The 18307-nt window shown below is 65.2% G+C and carries 15 protein-coding genes; 11 read left to right on the plus strand and 4 right to left on the minus strand.

Annotation, left to right across the window (positions count from 1 at the left end; all coding sequences use genetic code 11):
* Positions 1–130 precede the first annotated feature (130 nt).
* Together ACVOLV_RS18695 and ACVOLV_RS18700 are read right to left on the minus strand one after the other, a co-directional pair.
* On the minus strand, positions 131–967 hold the full coding sequence (locus ACVOLV_RS18695) for an acid phosphatase (protein WP_481555673.1): 837 nt from the start codon (positions 965–967) through the stop codon (positions 131–133).
* 461 nt (positions 968–1428) lie between these two features.
* On the minus strand, positions 1429–2253 hold the full coding sequence (locus ACVOLV_RS18700; protein ID WP_481555674.1) for an ABC transporter ATP-binding protein: 825 nt from the start codon (positions 2251–2253) through the stop codon (positions 1429–1431).
* Between the two features lie 126 nt (positions 2254–2379).
* Between ACVOLV_RS18700 and ACVOLV_RS18705 the strand changes: the two genes are divergently transcribed.
* From ACVOLV_RS18705 to ACVOLV_RS18725, 5 genes are all read left to right on the plus strand, one after another.
* Positions 2380–3582, plus strand: a complete 1203-nt coding sequence (locus ACVOLV_RS18705; protein WP_481555675.1) for a DesA family fatty acid desaturase — start codon at positions 2380–2382, stop codon at positions 3580–3582.
* Entirely contained in the window at positions 3579–3908 is a 330-nt protein-coding gene (locus ACVOLV_RS18710; protein WP_481555676.1) for an EF-hand domain-containing protein, read from the plus strand. The genes ACVOLV_RS18705 and ACVOLV_RS18710 overlap by 4 nt, the downstream gene beginning before the upstream one ends.
* A 178-nt stretch (positions 3909–4086) precedes the next feature.
* Positions 4087–4899, plus strand: a complete 813-nt coding sequence (mutM, locus tag ACVOLV_RS18715) for a bifunctional DNA-formamidopyrimidine glycosylase/DNA-(apurinic or apyrimidinic site) lyase (protein WP_481555677.1) — start codon at positions 4087–4089, stop codon at positions 4897–4899.
* Between the two features lie 236 nt (positions 4900–5135).
* Positions 5136–6077, plus strand: a complete 942-nt coding sequence (locus ACVOLV_RS18720; protein WP_481555684.1) for a DUF4380 domain-containing protein — start codon at positions 5136–5138, stop codon at positions 6075–6077.
* Positions 6078–6304: 227 nt separating this feature from the next.
* Entirely contained in the window at positions 6305–7909 is a 1605-nt protein-coding gene (locus ACVOLV_RS18725) for an OpgD/OpgG family glucan biosynthesis protein (protein WP_481555685.1), read from the plus strand.
* Between the two features lie 165 nt (positions 7910–8074).
* On the opposite strand, the gene ACVOLV_RS18730 is transcribed toward ACVOLV_RS18725, so the two are convergent.
* Positions 8075–8695: a thymidine kinase gene (locus ACVOLV_RS18730; protein WP_296250341.1), complete on the minus strand. Its 621-nt coding sequence runs from the start codon at positions 8693–8695 to the stop codon at positions 8075–8077.
* Positions 8696–8771: 76 nt separating this feature from the next.
* Here ACVOLV_RS18730 and ACVOLV_RS18735 point away from each other — a divergent pair, with 76 nt between their 5' ends.
* Positions 8772–10754, plus strand: a complete 1983-nt coding sequence (locus tag ACVOLV_RS18735) for a UvrD-helicase domain-containing protein (protein ID WP_481555686.1) — start codon at positions 8772–8774, stop codon at positions 10752–10754.
* A 242-nt stretch (positions 10755–10996) separates the two neighbouring features.
* A complete protein-coding gene (locus ACVOLV_RS18740; RefSeq protein ID WP_481555678.1) occupies positions 10997–11518 on the plus strand; it encodes a GNAT family N-acetyltransferase in 522 nt (173 codons plus the stop codon).
* A gap of 108 nt (positions 11519–11626) precedes the next feature.
* On the opposite strand, the gene ACVOLV_RS18745 is transcribed toward ACVOLV_RS18740, so the two are convergent.
* On the minus strand, positions 11627–12292 hold the full coding sequence (locus ACVOLV_RS18745; RefSeq protein WP_481555679.1) for a YceH family protein: 666 nt from the start codon (positions 12290–12292) through the stop codon (positions 11627–11629).
* 184 nt (positions 12293–12476) lie between these two features.
* On the opposite strand from ACVOLV_RS18745, the gene ACVOLV_RS18750 reads away from it, so the two are divergent.
* The 4 genes from ACVOLV_RS18750 (at position 12477) to plsB (ending at position 18050) form a co-directional block, all read left to right on the plus strand.
* Positions 12477–13379 carry a 5'-nucleotidase, lipoprotein e(P4) family gene (locus ACVOLV_RS18750; protein ID WP_481555680.1) on the plus strand — a complete coding sequence of 301 codons (903 nt, stop codon included), beginning with the start codon at positions 12477–12479 and terminating at the stop codon, positions 13377–13379.
* Complete coding sequence (gene pyrF, locus ACVOLV_RS18755; protein ID WP_481555681.1) at positions 13376–14095, plus strand: orotidine-5'-phosphate decarboxylase; 720 nt, start codon at positions 13376–13378, stop codon at positions 14093–14095. The genes ACVOLV_RS18750 and pyrF overlap by 4 nt, the downstream gene beginning before the upstream one ends.
* A gap of 362 nt (positions 14096–14457) precedes the next feature.
* Positions 14458–15420: a hypothetical protein gene (locus ACVOLV_RS18760; RefSeq protein ID WP_481555682.1), complete on the plus strand. Its 963-nt coding sequence runs from the start codon at positions 14458–14460 to the stop codon at positions 15418–15420.
* Positions 15421–15428: 8 nt separating this feature from the next.
* Positions 15429–18050 carry a glycerol-3-phosphate 1-O-acyltransferase PlsB gene (gene plsB / locus ACVOLV_RS18765; protein ID WP_481555683.1) on the plus strand — a complete coding sequence of 874 codons (2622 nt, stop codon included), beginning with the start codon at positions 15429–15431 and terminating at the stop codon, positions 18048–18050.
* The last annotated feature ends 257 nt before the right edge of the window (positions 18051–18307 follow it).

An 18307-nucleotide genomic window follows, 5' to 3' on the forward strand; every position in this document is an offset into this window, starting at 1 on the left:
GCTGATGGCCAATCAGATCGCCGGAATACCTGCGATTGAAACAATGCCGGCTTCGCGGCAGACGCCGCTCCCACAGAATCGGATGCTCCGGACCCCGATGCCGAGCATGGCTCGGCACTACAGGTGAGGCTCAGCGCGCTTCTGGGATGTCCGAGGTCAGCGCTGCGGTTTCCGCGGCGCAATCGCGCGGCAGCGGCAGATTGAGCGTGCGTGCGTGTGCCAGTTCTTCGCGTGCCTTGGCCAGGTCGGCGACAAACGCAGGGTTGTCATGCAGTCGTGCGACCGTGGCCGCGCCCATGAACTGGCCCTGTTGCACATCGCTATACCAATGCACGTTGCAGACCAGACGGCTGTGGCCGTAGTTGCGGCCGCGTTCGATCAGGGCGGTGGCATGTTCGGGATCGATCTCCGACAGGATCAGGCCCCAGGCCCAGCCAATCGAGGTATGCCCGGACGGGTAGGAGCCACTCTTGCGCAGACCTTCCTCATCGTCCGGCGTGCAGGTCGGTGCGTTGTTGACCATGAACGGGCGCGGGCGCTGGTAATGGGTCTTCGCCGCCTTGGTGGCAGCGCTGGCGTCGATGCGGCTGCGCTCCAGCAGGCGGTACAGCACCGGTGTGGTCTTGGCGGTGACGGCCACGCCCAGCGCGCAGCTGAACTGGTCGGCGCCGGCCGGGAAGCTCAGGTCGGCATCGGTATGCGCCTGCGCGAAGCGTGCGCTGCCGCGCATGTTCATGGCCTGGCTGGCGACGGCTTCGTCCAGCTGTGCCGCTACCGAACCGGGAGCCGGGGGCGCGGGACTCAGCGCTAGGCTGTCGGGGATGGCGGGGCCGACCAGATAGCCGACGACCTTGTTGCTGGAGTCCTTGCCTGCAGAAGGCAGGGTCGGGGTGCTGGAACAGGCGCTGAGCACGGCGGCCAGCGCGAGGGCGGCGCCAAGGCGCAGCGGGGAAGCGGGTAGTGACATTGCGAGGACAGCGGGATTACAGGAGCGGACCGGCATCATCGCACCAACGGCCGCGCTCTGCCCCCTCCCTTTGCCTAACGCAAGGGGAGGGGTGTTCTTCACATGAACTTGAGCCCCCCGCCAAAGCAACGGCCAAAGCCACCCCCTCCCAGCCTCCTCCTTGGCTACGCCAAAGGGGAGGGGCCAGAGCTCCCTCCCTTGCGCAACGCGCAGGGGAGGGTTGGGGAGGGGTGCTCTTCGCATGAGCTTCAACAACCGGCACAAGCAACGGCCAAAGCCACCCCCTCCCAGCCTCCCCCTTGGCTACGCCAAAGGGGAGGAGCCAGAGCTCCCTCCCTTGCGCAACGCGCAGGGGGTGAAGAAGGCCTGCTTGCGCGCCATTGGCGCGCGGCCTGATGAACGACCGAAGGCTGTGCCTTCGGGCCGGACGGGTTTGGGAGGGGTGCTTTCGCTTCAAAAAACTACAAACCGCCCACCCAGGCTGACATCCGCCCGTCATCCTCGCGCACCTCGATCGGGCCGCCGAACACCTCCGACAGCGGACCCGAGCGCAGCAGTTCGGTACGGCTGCCGTCAGCAAAAATGCGGCCACCTTTCATCAGAACCACGCGGTTGATTTCCGGGATCACTTCCTCGATGTGGTGGGTGACCAGCACCAGGGTGATGCCCTGCTGGGCGAGGTTGCGCATGCTGTCGACCAGATGCTGGCGCGAGATCAGGTCCAGGCCGGTGGACGGCTCGTCCAGCAGCAAGGCCTTGGGCTGGTTGACCAGTGCACGCGCGATCAGCACGCGGCGGGTTTCGCCGGCAGACAGCTCGGCATAGCTGCGGCCGATCAGGGGCAGGGCGCGCGCCAGTTCCAGTGCATGCCGCGCGCGCTGGCGCATGGCATCGGTGACATCGCGATGCCCAGGTACCACGTAACTGGCGAAGAAGCCGGCGATCACCGCTTCCTCCACGGTCAGCCCGGGCATGCTGGACAGGTTGCTGGACAGGTCGCCGGTGACGATGCCCAGCTGCGCGCGCAGCCGGTCCACCTGCCAGCGGGTCTGGCCCATCACCTTGACCGGCACATGGCCGTCGGCCCGCGCCAGCGGATAAAGCTCGCGCGTGATCAGTTTGATGAATGAGGACTTGCCGCAGCCGTTCGGCCCAAGGATGGCGGTGTGTTGGCCCTGCTCGATACGCAGGTTCAGCTCGTGCAGCACGCGGACCTGGCCACGGATGACGCAGGCATGGTCCAGTTCGATCAGGGGGGCCGCTTCGGCGACGGGAGCAATGGACATTCAGGTGTAGGTGGCAGCTGAGGATTCGACCAACGGACCTGCCGTCGGTGGATGAAGTTTGCGCCGACAGCCCCCATCATGTGTAGCAGTTGTTTCATCTGGCACCGACTGCCTGGAGTAACCGTGATGTCCGACGCCCTGCTCGATTTCCTCACCGCTGGCATTGCCGGCCTGGGCTGGTGGGGCATGCTGGCGGTGCTGCTGGTGTTCACCCAGCTCACCATCTTCGCGGTCACCTTGTACCTGCATCGCAGCCAGGCCCATCGCGGCGTGGATTTCCATCCACTGGTGTCGCACATCTTCCGCTTCTGGGTGTGGCTGACCACCTCGATGATCACCCGCGAGTGGGTGGCCATCCACCGCAAGCACCACGCCAAGGTGGAGACCGAGGAGGACCCGCACAGCCCGCTCACCAAGGGCATCCGCACCGTGTTCTGGCGCGGCGTGGAGTTGTACCGCGAAGCCCGCACGCTGCGTGGCGATATCGAGCAGTACGGACGCGGTGCGCCGGAGGACTGGATCGAACGCAGGCTCTACACCCCGCACGCCAACCTTGGTCCGATCCTGCTGTTTGTGATCAACACTGCGTTGTTCGGCCTGCCCGGCGTTGCCTTGTGGGCGATCCAGATGGCGTGGATTCCGTTCTGGGCGGCAGGCGTGGTCAACGGTCTCGGCCATTGGTGGGGCTATCGCAACTTTGAATCGGCCGATACCTCGACCAACCTCACGCCATGGGCATTCTGGATCGGTGGCGAAGAGCTGCATAACAACCATCATGCTTTTCCCAGCTCGGCACGCTTCTCGATGCGGCGCTGGGAGTTCGACATCGGCTGGCAGGTGATCCGCCTGCTGCAGTTCCTGCGCCTGGCCAAGGTGCTGCGGGTAGCACCGAGCATGGATGTCCGTCCGAATATCGCCGTGCCCGATGCCGATACCTTGAAGGCGCTGCTGTCGCATCGTTTCCAGGCGATGACCGACTACCAGCGCAATGTGTTCGCTCCGGCATTGAAGGAGGAGGCTGCCGCAGCTGGTGCCAAATTGCGCAAGCTGTTGCCGCGGCGCATGCGCAAGGGACTGGTCAATGATGGCCGCTGGCTCAAACCCGATTGCCGTGCACAGTTGCAGACCTGGGTGCAGCAGCGTCCACGCATCCAATTGCTGGTCGAGCACCGCGCGCGCTTGTCAGCCTTGCTGGAAGCCCGCAGCCATGATGCCGCCGAACGCCTGCGCCAGCTGCAGCAATGGTGCCAGGAAGCCGAAGCCAGCGGCAGCGCTGCACTGCAGGCTTATGCAGCGCGCCTGAAGGGCTATTCGCTCAGCGCCGCATGAAGACGATCACCCTTTTTTTCCTGCTTTGTGGTTCATTGCCAGCCATCGCCCAGGTGCAGGACACCAATGCCTACCTGCAGCGCATGGACAGCGACGGCGATGGCCGTGTCAGCCCGGATGAGTACCTGCAGTGGATGTTGTATGCCTTCGACAAGATGGACCGCAATGGCGATGGCGTGCTGCAAGCAGACGAGCAACCGGGCGGACGCGGCAAGCCGATCAGTCGCGAGGAACAGCGGCAGGTGATCCTGGCCCGCTTCGCCCGCCAGGACGCCAACGGCGACGGTTACCTCAGTGCCCGTGAGCTGATGGCGCCACCGCGCTGACCGGCAGTCCATGATATGCGGGATATGGGTGTGGAAGCGGCATAAGCCGCGAAGCCACCAATCCAACCGAAGCCAATAGCGCATTGCAATCGATACAGGTCCGCTGTTCGCCACCACCAGCTTCACGGCTCATGCCGTTCCCACAAAAGCAATCAAACACAATCGTCTTGAGATTCGCATGCCAGAACTACCCGAAGTAGAAACCACCCGGCGCGGCCTGGAACCACATCTGCTGGATCGCCGCATCCACGGTGTGATCCTGCGCCGGCCGGATCTGCGTTGGCCGATTCCTGCCGAGATCGAACAGCTGCTGCCGGGCCAGCGCATCGAGGCGATCCGTCGTCGCGCCAAATACCTGCTGTTGGATACCGAACTGGGCAGCGCAGTGCTGCATCTGGGCATGTCCGGCAGCCTGCGCGTGTTGCCCGGCGACACACCGGTGCGTGCGCATGACCATGTCGATATCAGCCTGGAAGACGGCCGCCTGCTGCGCTTCAACGATCCGCGTCGGTTCGGTTGCCTGCTATGGCAGCCCGCAGGTGAAACGCACGAGCTGCTGGCTGGACTTGGCCCGGAACCGCTGGAGGATGAGTTCGACGGCGACTATCTGTTCCAGCGCAGTCGAGGCCGCAAGGCGCCGATCAAAACCTTCCTGATGGACCAGGGCATTGTCGTCGGCGTGGGCAATATCTATGCGGCGGAAAGCCTGTTCATGGCCGGCATCAATCCCCTGCGTGAAGCCGGCAAGGTGTCGCGAGCGCGCTATCAACGGCTTGCCGACGCGGTGAAGGAGATCCTGGGGCATGCGATCACCCGTGGCGGAACCACCTTGCGCGACTTCATCAGTCCCGATGGTGCGCCGGGTTACTTCGAACAGGAGTTGCTGGTGTACGGGCGCGAAGGCGAGAACTGCAAGCAATGCGGGCGCGCACTGCGCTATGCCAGCATTGGCCAGCGCGCAACGGTGTGGTGCGGGAACTGCCAGCGCTGAGGCGGAGCACCTGTAGTGCCGAGCCATGCTCGGCAGAGGCTTTGCCGGTAGAACCCCTGCCGAGCATGGCTCGGCACTACAAGAGGCGCGGGCCACTGCAAGCTCTGCCATGATCCCCACTGACCCGCAGGGAGCACCCGATGCAGCTGCATCATCGAATCACCCTCTGCCTGCTGTTGCTGCCATCCCTGGCGATCGCGCAAGCCAACACCCCGGCAGACGACAACACTGCAGTACTGGAAAGCAGTGAGCTGCGGCTGCAGCTGACCCCCGCCTTCGGCGGCCGGGTGCTATCCCTGCAGCGCAACGGCGAACCCAACTTCCTGCGCATAGGCGCAGCGGTCCACACGCAACCGGATCCGGCGGTCAACGCCAGCAGCGATGACATCGGCTACCTCGGTCATGACGTATGGGTCGGCCCGCAATCGCAGTGGTGGCTGCACCAGCAGATCAATACCGAGCGTCGGACAGCTGCCGCCAACTGGCCGCCGGACCCATGGCTGTCACTGGCGCCTGCGCAATGGCTGCAGCGCGGTGCGGACCAGCTGCGCCTGCGCGGCGCCGCCAGCCCGGTGACCGGCATGCAGTTGGAAAAGACATTCCGGCTTGACCCTGAGCGTGCCGACACCGTGCAGCTGCAGGTCAGTGGTCAGAACATCCGTGACACGCCGGTTGCCTGGGACCTGTGGTTCAACACCCGCGTCCACCCGGCTACCCGCGTGTTCGTGCCGGTCAGCATGGCCAGCGATATCCGCGTCGAAGGCGCGCCCGATCCGGGCATGCCGGACCATCAGTTCCAGGACGGCATGCTGGTGCTGCATGCCGACGCCAGCAGCAGGGGGCCACGTGGCAAATGGTTCGTGCAGCCCACGGTGGGCTGGATGGCCGGCTTCAATGGCAACCAGGCGTTGATCATTCGTTTTGCCAGGCAGCCGCGTGCCAGCATCCATCCCGAGCAGGCCCAGGTCGAGCTGTATCTGGATGCCGGCGGTATCGCCGAGGGCTTGCTGGAGATGGAAGTGCACGCGCCTTACCGTGAGCTGCAAGCCGGCGAACGGATGCAGGCAGCCGAGCAATGGACTCTGTTGCAATGGGATGGTGGTGATGAGGCGACGGCGCAGCGTGGATTCCTGTGCGCGCATGCGGCGGCGTTGCAGTTGGCGGGTGCTTGCCGGTAGAGCACAGCCCTCGTTGTGCTTGGGGCATTGCCGGTAAAGCCTCTGCCGAGCATGGCTCGGCACTACCTGGTTCTGCTCCCTCCCTTTGCCGCAGGCAAGGGGAGGGTTGGGGAGGGGTTGGCTTTTCGCTGCCTGGCTGAAGGTGATGTTCATCCGCCGCTGTTCCGAGGCTGTCGATTCACGCAATTGCGCCTACCATGCTGCGGTCCCCTATCGGCCTGCTTTCCATGCAACGACGCGACTTCCTGCGCAACGCCGCTGCCGCCCTGGCGGCCTTTGGTCTTCCGGCCTTTACGGCCTGCGCGGCCGGCAAACCGGCCCAGCTGGGCCTGCGCCGTCTGGGCCAGCCGCAGCCGTTCGACTTCGCCACGCTCAAGGGCCAGGCCCGCGCGCTGGCGCAGGCACCGTACAAAAGCCATAAGCGCACCCTGCCAGGCGCGCTGGAGAAGCTCGACTGGGATCAATACCAGTCCATCGGCTACCGCCAGGACCACGCCTTGTGGGCGGACCAGCCGGGTAAGTTCCAGGCCAAGTTCTTCCACCTCGGCCTGTACTTCCATTCGCCGGTGCGCATGTTCGACGTAGTCGATGGCAAGGCGCAGGAACTGGCCTATGACGGTGCGGCCTTCAACTACGGCAAGAGCGGCATCCACGATGGCGAGTTGCCGGCCGACCTGGGCTTTGCCGGCTTCCGTCTCAATACCCGTAGCGATACCGACCGCGACTTCGCTGCTTTCCTTGGCGCCAGCTATTTCCGCGCGGTAGGCAAGGAAGGCCAGTACGGGCAATCGGCGCGTGGCCTGGCCATCGATACCGGCATGGGCCGCCCGGAGGAGTTCCCGGACTTCATCGCCTATTACCTGGAGCAGCCGTCAGCGGATTCAGACACGCTGGTGGTCTACGGCCTGCTGGATTCGCCCAGCGTTGCCGGTGCCTATCGTTTTGCCATCACCAATGGCGATGTGCTGCTGATGGATATCGACAGCGCGTTGTACCCGCGCAAGGAAATCGAGCGGCTCGGCATCGCGCCGTGCACCAGCATGTACCAGGTCGGCGAGAACGACCGCCGCATGGATTGGGACTGGCGTCCGGAGATCCATGACACCGACGGTCTGTCGATGTGGAACGGCGCCGGCGAGTGGATCTGGCGGCCGCTGTGCAATCCGGCCCACCTGCGCTTCAACATGTTCGTCGACAACAACCCGCGTGGCTTCGGCCTGCTGCAGCGTGATCGCAACTTCGACCATTACCAGGACGACGGCGTGTTCTACGAGAAGCGCCCCTGCCTGTGGATCGAACCCAAGGGGCAATGGGGCGAAGGCTCGGTGCAGTTGGTGGAGATTCCCACTGTCGATGAAACCTTCGACAACATCGTTGCCTTCTGGAACCCCAAGGCCAAGCCGCAACCGGGCCAGGAGCTGTTGGTCGGTTATCGCCTGTACTGGGGCGCCGAGCCGCCGGCACGTCCGCCGCTTGCCCATTGCGTGGCCAGTCGCACCGGCCTGGGCGGCATCATCGGCAAGAAGCGCGAGTATTTCTCGTGGCGTTTCGCGGTGGATTTTGAAGGCGGCGAACTGGCCAGCCTGATCGATAAGGGCGAAGTGGAAGCGGTGGTGGAAACCAGCCGTGGCCGCGTGGAAGTGGTATCGGCGCGCCCACTGCGTGAGATCAAGGGCTACCGTGCCATGTTCGACCTGGTGCCGCCGGACGGCAGCACCGATCAGATCGACGTGCGCCTGTACCTGCGCAGCGGCGGCAAGACCCTGACCGAGACGTGGTTGTACCAGTACAGCCCACCGCCTGCAGGTGCGGCGGAGCGGACGTTGTATTGAGGATTGAGGCCTTTGCTTAGGGCTTTGTTTGAAGCCCCTCTCCCGCCTGCGGGAGAGGGGTTGGGGTGAGGGCAGGCTCTTGGCGAGCAGACATTAAGCGCTAAAAGCTCCCCCTCATCCGCCCCTTCGGGGCACCTTCTCCCGCACGCGGGAGAAGGGACGACGTCACAACGGCAGCGGCGCCTGCATCGGATCAATCCGCCCCTCGCCGCGCGTGATCTTCTTGAACTCGGCGCGGCTCACCGACACATAGCGGTCGTTGCCGCCGATCTCCACCTGCGGGCCGTCCTGCACGGCAAAGCCGTTCTCGTCGACGCGTACGGTCATCGTCGCTTTCTTGCCGCTGTGGCAGATGGTCTTGATCTCCTGCATCTCGTCGGCCCAGGCCAGCAGGTACTGGCTGCCTTCGAACAGTTCGCCACGGAAATCGGTGCGCAGCCCATAGCACAGCGCCGGGATGCGCAGTTGGTCGACCACCTCGGACAACTGCCAGACCTGCGACTTGCTCAGGAACTGGGCCTCGTCCACCAGCACGCAGCCGAGCTTGCCGTGGGCGGCAATGTCCTGCTGGATCAGCTTCTCCAGGTCGGTATCGCGCTCAAAGGTGGTCGCTTCAGCCTGCAGGCCGATCCGCGAGGCCACCACGCCGGTGCCGGCGCGGTGGTCCAGGTGCGGGGTCAGCAGGGCGACGCGCATGCCGCGTTCGCGGTAGTTGTGCGCGGACTGCAGCAGGGTGGTGGTCTTGCCGGCGTTCATCGCCGAATAGTAGAAATAGAGCTTGGCCATGGCTCATTTTACCGCGCCAGCCGGCGCTCACGGGCGATGGCTTACACTGCCTGCCTGCGACTGAAACCACCCCATGCTGGACTCCCTCAATCCCCCCCAACGCGCGGCGGCTGTGCACGCCGAAGGTCCTCTGCTGGTGCTGGCTGGTGCCGGCAGCGGCAAGACGCGCGTGATCGTCGAGAAAATCGCCCATCTGATCGGTATTCGCCGCTACACGGCCCGCCGCATCGCCGCGATCACCTTCACCAACAAGTCGGCCAAGGAAATGCGCGAGCGTGTGGCCAAGCGCCTGCACGCCGAGGACGCGGCTGAGGTCACCATCTGCACCTTCCATGCCTTGGGCCTGAAGTTCCTGCAGATCGAACATGAACAGGTGGGGCTGAAGCGCAATTTCTCCATCTTCGATGCCGATGATGCCGGCGCGCAGATCAAGGATCTGCTGGGCGGTACCAACGCCAAGCCGGACGACATCGAGGACATGAAGAACCTGATCTCGCGGGCCAAGAACTCCGGCTTGTCGCCCGAGCAGGCGATGGCGGCAGCGCGCAGCAACCGCGAGAAGGACGCGGCGATGGTCTACGAGCTGTACCAGACCCGTTTGACCTCGTTCAACGCGGTGGATTTCGATGACCTGATCCGCCTGCCGGTGCAGGTGCTGGAAGAACACCCGGATATCGCCCTGGCCTGGCGCGAGCGCATCGGCTACCTGTTGGTCGACGAATGCCAGGACACCAACGACGCCCAGTACCGCCTGCTCAAGCAGTTGGCCGGGCCCGCCGGCAACTTCACCTGCGTGGGCGACGACGACCAGTCGATCTATGCCTGGCGCGGTGCCAATCCCGAGAACCTGCAGCAGATGGGCGTGGATTATCCCAAGCTGCAGATCATCAAACTGGAACAGAATTACCGCTGTTCAAACCGTGTGCTGCGCGCGGCCAATGCGCTGATCGCACACAACCCGCACGAGCATCTGAAGACCCTGTGGTCCGACCAGGCCGACGGCGAGCGCATCCGCGTGTGGGAGTGCCGCAACAGCGAACACGAAGCGGAAAAGGTTGCCGCTGAGATCCATTTCCTGGCGACCAGCCGCAAGATTCCGTGGAGTGATTTCTGCATCCTGTTCCGCGGTAACTTCCAGTCGCGGCCATTGGAAAAAGCGATGCAACTGGTCGGCGTGCCGTATCACCTCAACGGCGGCACGGTATTCCTGGAACGACAGGAAGTGAAGGACACGTTGGCGTGGTTGCGCTTGATCGTGAACCCGGATGACGACACTGCCTTCATGCGCGCGGTGCAGTCGCCCAAGCGTGATGTCGGTGCAAGCACGCTGGCCAAGTTGGCCGAGCTGGCGTCGGAGAAAGACATTCCGATGGCGCAGGCGGCCGAAAGCATGGGCGCACTGGCCCAGCTCACGCCGCGCGCGGCCAACAGCCTGAGCAAGTTCACCGACATCCTGCGCGCGCTGCGGCTGGACATGCGGCAGATGAGTTCGGGTGACCTGGTGCGGCGCGTGTCCAAGGATTCGGGCATGTTGGCCGAGCTGCGCCATGCGGCCAAGGACACTGCCGGCTACGAGCGTCGTGCCAACAACCTGGAAGAACTGGCCTCGTGGTTCGAGAGCGGCCCGCGTGGTGCCAGCGCCGCCGACATGGCCGCGCAGCTGGCGCTGATCTCGCGCAACGACAAGGACGACGGCGGCAACCAGGTGCGGATGATGACGCTGCATGCGTCCAAGGGCCTGGAGTTCCCGTACGTCTTCATCGTTGGCTGCGAGGACGGCGTGTTGCCGCATCAGGTCAGCCTGGATGAAGGCAATCTGCAGGAAGAACGACGCCTGCTGTATGTGGGCATCACTCGCGCCAAGATCCAACTGTGGATGAGCTTCAGTCGTTTGACGCGCAAGTTTGGTGAGCATATCCGGCTCAAGCCGAGCCGGTTCTTTGATGAAATTCCAGCCGGCGAGATCCAGCGCGATGGCGCGGACCCGGTGGCCGATGCCGCGCACAAGCAAGAGCGGGCGAAGGCTGGATTGGCAGCGATTCAAGCGCTGTTTGATTGATGCTTCACCCCTCCCCTTTGGCGAAGCCAAGGGGGAGGCAGGGAGGGGGTAGCTTTTGGCCTTGGCTTTGCGGTTTGATTGAAGCTCACCGCAAGCAGCGCCTCAGCCATCCCTTGGCCAAAGGGGCGGCGGTAGTGCCGAGCCATGCTCGGCAGGGGGCTCTACCGGCAAAAATCAAAAGCACCCCTCCCCAGCCCTCCCCTCTGCTGCGCAGAAGGGAGGGGGCCACAGCAGAGTCCACCATGTCCCTGATCCAGACCGAACGCCTGCAACTGCGCCTGCTGCGTGACGACGACGGCGATGCCGCCGCGATGCTGCAATTGCTCAACGAACCGGGCTTCCACCAATACATCGGCGACCGCGGCGTGCGCACCGTAGAGGAAGCGCGCGAGTACGTGCGCAAGCACACCTTCGGCAGTTATGCCGCGAATGGCTTCGGCATGTATGCGATTGAACGCCGCAGTGATGGCGCTTGGTTGGGCAACGCTGGGCTGGTACGGCGCGAGGGCCTGCCCTGTGCGGATGTCGGTTACGCCCTGCTGGGGGCCTACACCGGTCAGGGCTATGCATTGGAAGCCGTACAAGGCGTACTTGCCTACGCGCGCGGCACGCTCGGGCTGGGCGAACTGCGCGCGATCGTCTCGCAGGGCAATGCGCGTTCCGTCGCGCTGCTGGAAAAAGTCGGCTTCCGCGATGGTGGCACTGTGGTGCTGCCGGGCAAGGACGAACAGCTGCTGCTGTTCGTGCACACGCCACAAGGCTGAACCACGTAGCCCGGGTAAGCGCGGCGCACCCAGGCAAGGATCTGCTGCTTTTTCCGGTTTTCCGCCAACCGCCCCGGGTGTGCTGCGCTTACCCGGGCTACGGCCAGCTCAGCGGCCCAACTGTTCCTGCAAGGCTGCCAGTTGTTCCTGCAGCGCTGCGACGGTGGCTTCCAGTTGCTGCACGCGCTCTTCCAAGGCGCTGTTGTCGACCGTGGCGGCAGAACCCGACGGGGCGCGGTACTGCGCGGCCAACGCATCCACATCCACCGCACCGCAAAGCAGGTGCATGAAGCGGTCTTCGCGCTGGCCGGCGCCGCGCGGCAGCTGCACGACAAGGCCGCGCTGCTGCAAGCGTTCCAGCTGGTGGCGCAGGTCGGCGGCATCGGCAAACTTGGCCATGCGCTCGCTGCGGGTGGTCAATTCACCGGCAGTCTGCGGGCCGCGCAGCAGCAACAGGCCGAGCAGGGCGACCTGCTGGCGCGGCAGGTCGAGCTTGGGGCCGGTCAGGTGTTCATAACGGTCGGCGCGCGAGGCGAAGTGCTGGCGCACCAGGCCCAGCGTCTCCAGCTGGCGCAGCGCGTGCTGCACCTTGCCGGCTTCCAGGTTCATCACCGGCTCGCGCGCGGTTTTCTGGTTGGCGGCCACCTGGGCGGCGTTGACCGTCAGCGGGTAGGTGTCCGGGGTTGTGGCCTCTTTCTCGATCAGGCAGCCCAGCACGCGCGCCTGGGCAGCGTCGAGGATAGGGAAATCGGGGGTCTGGCTGGCGTCGGTCACGGTCCGGGCTCTGGTCTTGCTAGGGGGCGCAAGCATAGCTGAGTGCGGAAATTGCGGCTAAAACCGGGGTCAGAGTCGAGTTTCGGTCCGAAACCTGACTCTGACCCCGGTTTTGACCCGGCAAGGCGGGCAAAGCAGGGAGCCGGTAAACTTGCGCGGTTTTCAAAGATTCCCGGTAGTTTCCATGTCCCGATTCCCCGCCCTTACCCTGCTGGCCGGCGCTGTGCTGTCGCTGGCTGCCTGCAGCTCCACCGCGCCGTTGAGTCGCGTTTCGCCGGCCCCGGCCGACGCCGTCGTAGCGCCGGCCAATGCCCCCAACGACAACCTCAATGCCGTGCTGTGGGTGCAGCGTTCGCAGGAATACCGGGCCAGCGCGCTGCAGACCTGGAAGCTGGCAGGCGCCCAGCTCGACGCGGCGCTTGCCGATGGCAGCTGGACTGCGCTGTTGCCGGAAGAGGGCGGCAAGCACCAATCGGCCAAGCTGAAGCCGGCGGTGGTGGTGGATGTGGACGAGACCGTGCTCGACAACTCGCCCTACCAGGCCCGGCTGGTGCGCGATGGCAGCAGCTACAACGACGCAACCTGGGAAGCCTGGGTGGATGAGCGCAAGGCGCAGCCGGTACCCGGTGCGGTGCAGTTCGCGCAGGCCGCTGCAGCCAAGGGCGTGACCATGATCTATATCAGCAACCGCACCGCAGCGATGAAGGACGCCACCATCGCCAACCTGCGTGCTGTCGGTTTCCCGGTCGCCGATGACAGCGTCTATCTGGGCCTGGGCACACCGGTGCCGGGTTGCACCGAACACGGCAGCGAGAAGGGTTGCCGCCGCCAACTGGTGGCGCAGAACTACCGCGTGCTGATGCAGGTGGGCGACCAGTTCACCGATTTCCTGCAGGTCGAGGACAACAGCCTGGCCGCGCGCGACGTATTGCTGGACAAGTACCAGGGCTGGATCGGTTCGCGCTGGTGGATCCTGTCCAACCCCACCTACGGTGGCTGGGAAGGTGCGGCCATCAACAATGCCTGGTCGCTGCCGGCGGACCTGCGCAACGGGGCAAAGCGTGACGCGCTGGAGGTGGCCCGATGAGCCGCGCACCGCTGCCGCTGCGTAATGACGAGCGCCTGATCTTCGCCCTCGATGTGCCGGGCAAGGCCGAAGCCATCGCGTGGGTGGACAAGCTCGGCGATGCCGTGTCGTTCTACAAGATCGGCATGGAACTGCTGGCCTCGGGCGAGTATTTCGACGTGCTCGACGAACTGGCCAGGCGCGACAAGCGCGTGTTCGTCGACCTGAAGTTCTTCGACATCCCGGCCACCATTGCCGGCGTGATCAAACGTCTGTCGCAGTGGCCGGTGAGCTATTGCACCATCCACGGCTGGCACCCCGGCATGATGGAAGCCGCTGCAGCCGCCAACAGCTCGGAGATGCGCCTGCTGGCGGTGACCGTGTTGACCTCGATGGGTCGCCCGGATCTGGCGCAGATGGGTATCGACCGTGAGCCGGTGGACGTGGTGGTGGAGCGCGCACTGGCCGCGCAGCGTGCCGGCATCGACGGTGTGATCGCTTCCGGCCAGGAGGCCGCGCCGATCCGCGCCGCTACCGGTCAGGGTTTCTCCATCGTCTGCCCCGGCATCCGTCCTGGCGGCCCGGTGGGTGACGACCAGCAGCGCACCGTGGGCGTGGCCCAGGCCTTTGCCGACGGCGCCGACGCGATTGTCGTCGGCCGGCCGATCCGCCTGGCTGCCGACCCGCGTGCCACGGCGCTGGCTATTCAGCGAGAAATTGCCGAATCAATTAAGTAAAATCAATAACTTATATTGTTATTCATGAAGTATTGCTTTAACTGAATCGGGCGCGTACGCTACGTCTCGTCCGGCTCTGCCGGCGATGCGTCAAACATGTCTACCGGTCCCGTACCGGTTTGAGGAGGTCTGTCACCGGCAACGGGGCGGCCTCTTTTTTTGTCTGGGATTTGGGAGCCGGGATTGGGGATTCGTAGCGGGCAACAGCGCTCGTCGCTTTGGGGAGAGGGGCTCCTGCCTTCCGCCTTTATCCAATCCCGACTCCCCAATCCCCAATCCCCGCTGCAGCCGTGACGGCCGTGCTTGCCGCTGTCACCGGGCAGGCATCAAGATGCTTGGCCTACGGGAGGATCGCCGCCGCCATGCAACGCCGTTCACTACGCAGTTGCCACACCATCATCCTGACGTCGGTCTGCCTGGTAGCGTTGTTGGCGGCCTGCAAGCGCAGCGCCGAGCCCTTGCCCGGTGCCGCCACCGAGCCGGCCGCAGCGGTGCGCCAGCTGACCCAGCACCTGCGCAACAACGATCTGGTCGGCTACGCCCGCGCTGCCGTGCCGCCGGCCCAATACGCCGAACTGGAAGCCGCCTGGGCGCAGGGCCATAGCCGTTGGCCGCTGACTGAGCTGCCCCTGGACGAGAAACTGCCATCACTGTTGGCAGCGCTGTCGGAGAAGGATGCCGAGCGCAAACTGCAGCGCGCCTTCAAGGCGCAGTTGGAGGGCCAGACCGCCGCCGTGCGGCAGGCCGCGCATTCGTTGGGCCTGTTCGGTGTGCAGTACATCAGCCACCAAGGTGACTACAACGCCGCCGAACGTGCACACTACGTGCAGTTGGTCACCGCACTCAGCGACTGGGCCCAGGCCGCGCCGCTGTCCGATCCCAAGCTGGCCCAGACCTCGATTGCCACCCTGACCGCCGCCGCCCGCGCCACCGGGTTGGCCGGTGAACAGGACTTCCAGCAGGCCGGCATGACCGCCAGCCTGCAGAAGCTGGGGCCATTCGCCGCGGCCAGCAAGCAGGTGCTGGCCGGGTATGGCCTGAAGCTGGATGAAAGCGTGGAGCAGATGCGTACCGGTCTGGTCTCGCAGGACGGCGACCGTGCCACGGTGCGCGTGCAGTACCCGCTGGCAGGCAAGGAACTGGATCTTGAGGTGGCGCTGGTGAGGCGCGACAAGCGTTGGTACCTGGCGCGCACGCTCAGCGATGTGGACGCCGTGCTGGTGGCCGCGAGGGCTGCCGAACAGGCCAAGGCCGATGCCCTGCAAGCGGTTGAAACCCCGGAGCCACAAACAGCAGACAACGCTGCAGCGGCAGCTAAGCCATAATGCCGCCGATGTCGAAACAGAAATCCCAGCCCGATCAGGGTGAACTGCTGCCGCCGGACGACGCCAACGCGACGCCCGCCACTCCTGCTGCCATCGTGCCGGGCGCCCCTGCGCGCCCGCTGCCAGCGGCCCGTGCTGCCCGCCGCCCGCTATGGGCGCGCCTGCTGGGCAAGCTGATCGAGCCCTGGCTGGGCCTGAAGATCGAGCCCGAGCAGCCCGGTGAGTACAACGACGGCCGCCCGGTGGTGTACGTGCTGGAGGACTACGGCCTGTCCAACGCGCTGATCCTGGACAAGGCCTGCCGTGATGCCGGCCTGCCGTCGCCGCTGGTGCCGCTGGCCGGGGATCCGACCGGGCGCAAGCGCGCCTACGTGGCCTTGTCGCGCCGCTCCAGCAACAACATGCTGCTGCCCGAGCAGCGTGGCGCCAAGACCCATTCCGATTCGCTGGCCAAGCTGCTGCAGGCGCACCGCGCCAACCTGGGCCTGGACGTGCACCTGGTGCCGGTGTCGATCTTCGTCGGCCGCGCCCCGGACAAGCAGAGCGGCTGGTTTGCCGTGCTGTTCTCGGAAAACTGGGCGCTGGTTGGCCGCTTCCGCCGCCTGCTGGCGATCCTGCTCAACGGCCGCGACACCATCGTCCGTTTCGCCCCGCCGGTTTCGCTGCGCGGCACCGTCGATGAAGGCCTGGAGCCGGAACGCACCGTCCGCAAGCTGCAGCGCGTGCTGCGCACGCACTTCCGCCGCATCCGCGAATCGATCATCGGCCCGGACCTGTCCACCCGCCGCCTGCTGGTCGACAAGGTGCTGGAATCGGATCCGGTGCGCGAAGCGATTGCGGTGCAGGCCAAGCGCGACAACTCCAAGACCACCGACGCCTGGAAGAAGGCGCAGGGCTATGCCTGGGAGATCGCCGCCGACTACTCCACCCCGGTGGTGCGTTCGGCCAGCTTCATGCTCAGCCACGTCTGGAACCGCATCTATGCCGGCGTGCTGGTGCACCACCTGGACAAGTTCAAGGAAGCCGCACCTGGCCACGAAATCATCTACGTGCCCAGCCACCGCAGCCATATGGACTACCTGCTGCTGAGCTACCTGCTGTACGACCGCGGCATCGTGCCACCGCACATCGTGGCCGGCATCAACCTCAACCTGCCGGTGGTGGGCACGCTGCTGCGCAAGGGCGGCGCGTTCTTCATCCGCCGCTCGATCAAGGGCAACGCGCTGTACTCGGCGGTGCTCAGCGAATACGTCGCGCAGCTGGTGGCTGGTGGTTACTCGATCGAATACTTCGTCGAAGGCGGGCGCTCGCGTACCGGTCGTCTGCTGCAGCCCAAGGGCGGCATGATCTCGATGACGCTGCGCGCCTTCCTGCGCCAGCCGCGCAAGCCGGTGCTGTTCCAGCCCATCTACGTCGGCTATGAAAAGCTGATGGAGGGCAACAGCTACCTCGACGAGCTGACCGGTCGGCCGAAGGAAAAGGAATCGATCTGGGCGCTGCTGTGGGGCATTCCCAAGGTGCTCAAGCAGAACTACGGCCAGGTGGTGGTGAACTTCGGTGAGCCGATCGCGCTGAACGATGTGCTGGCCAGGATGGCACCGGAATGGGACGGTCAACCGGTGCCCGAAGACGAGAAGCCGGGCTGGCTGGCCGGCACTGTCGACGTGCTCGCCGAGACGATCCAGGAGCGCATCAACGCCGCCGCCGACGTCAATCCGATCAACCTGCTGGCGCTGGCGCTGCTGTCCACGCCCAAGCATGCAATGGGCGAGGCCGACCTGATCGCGCAGATCGAGCTGTGCAAGAAGCTGCTGGTGGAAATGCCGTACTCGGACCGGGTCACGGTCACCCCGCATTCGCCCGAGCGCATCATTGCCCACGCCGAGGAAATCAACGTCCTCAGCCGCATCAAGCACCCGCTGGGCGACGTGCTCAGCGTCAGCGGCGATACCGCGGTGCTGCTGAGCTATTTCCGCAACAACGTGCTGCACCTGTTCACTGCCTCCTCGTGGGTGGCCTGCTGCTTCCAGAACAATCGCCGCATGAGCCGCGGCGGCCTGTTGCGCCTGGGCCGCGGCCTGTACCCGTTCCTGCAGGCAGAGTTGTTCCTGCCGTGGACCGAGGACGAGTTTGCCGCGCGCATCGACCAGACCATCGACGTCTTCGTACGCGAAGGCCTGCTCCAGCACGTGGGCGAAGACGATGGCGGCATGCTTGCACGCAGCACCGGCCAGACCGACGAAGTGTTCCGTCTGCGTGCCATTGGCCACTCGCTGCAACAGGCATTCGAGCGCTATTACATCGCCATATCGGTGCTGGTGAAGAACGGCCCCGGCACCTTGGGTGCAGGCGAACTGGAAAGCCTGTGCCAACAGGCCGCACAGCGCCTGAGTCTGTTGTACGCACCGGCGGCACCGGAGTTCTTCGATAAGTCGCTGTTCCGTGGCTTCATCCAGAAGATGCGCGAGCTGCGCCTGATCTGGCCGGACCAGAACAGCAAGCTGCTGTTTGACGAGCGCCTGGATGCCTGGGCCAAGGACGCAAAGTTCATCCTCGGCCGCGAGCTGCGCCACACCATCGAGCGCGTGAGCCCGGAAGCGGTGAAGCCGGAAGTGCCGCCGGCAGCGTGATGGAAGCCGGTAAAGCGGAGCCATGCTCCGCTGGGGCTCTATCGGTAAGGCCTCTGCCGAGCCTGGCTCGGCACCACGGATTGGTTCTGTGGGAGCGGGGGGGGGGGGGCCCGCCCCGGCGCGGGGGAGGGGATGGGGGGAGCGGGGGGGGGGGGGGGGGGGGGGGGGGGGGGGGGGGGGCGGGCCGCCCCCCCCCGGGCCCCCCTCGGGCCCCCCCCACCCCCCCCCCCCCCCCCCCCCCCCCCCCACTACGCCCC

The organism is Stenotrophomonas sp. STEN023 (assembly GCF_056760135.1).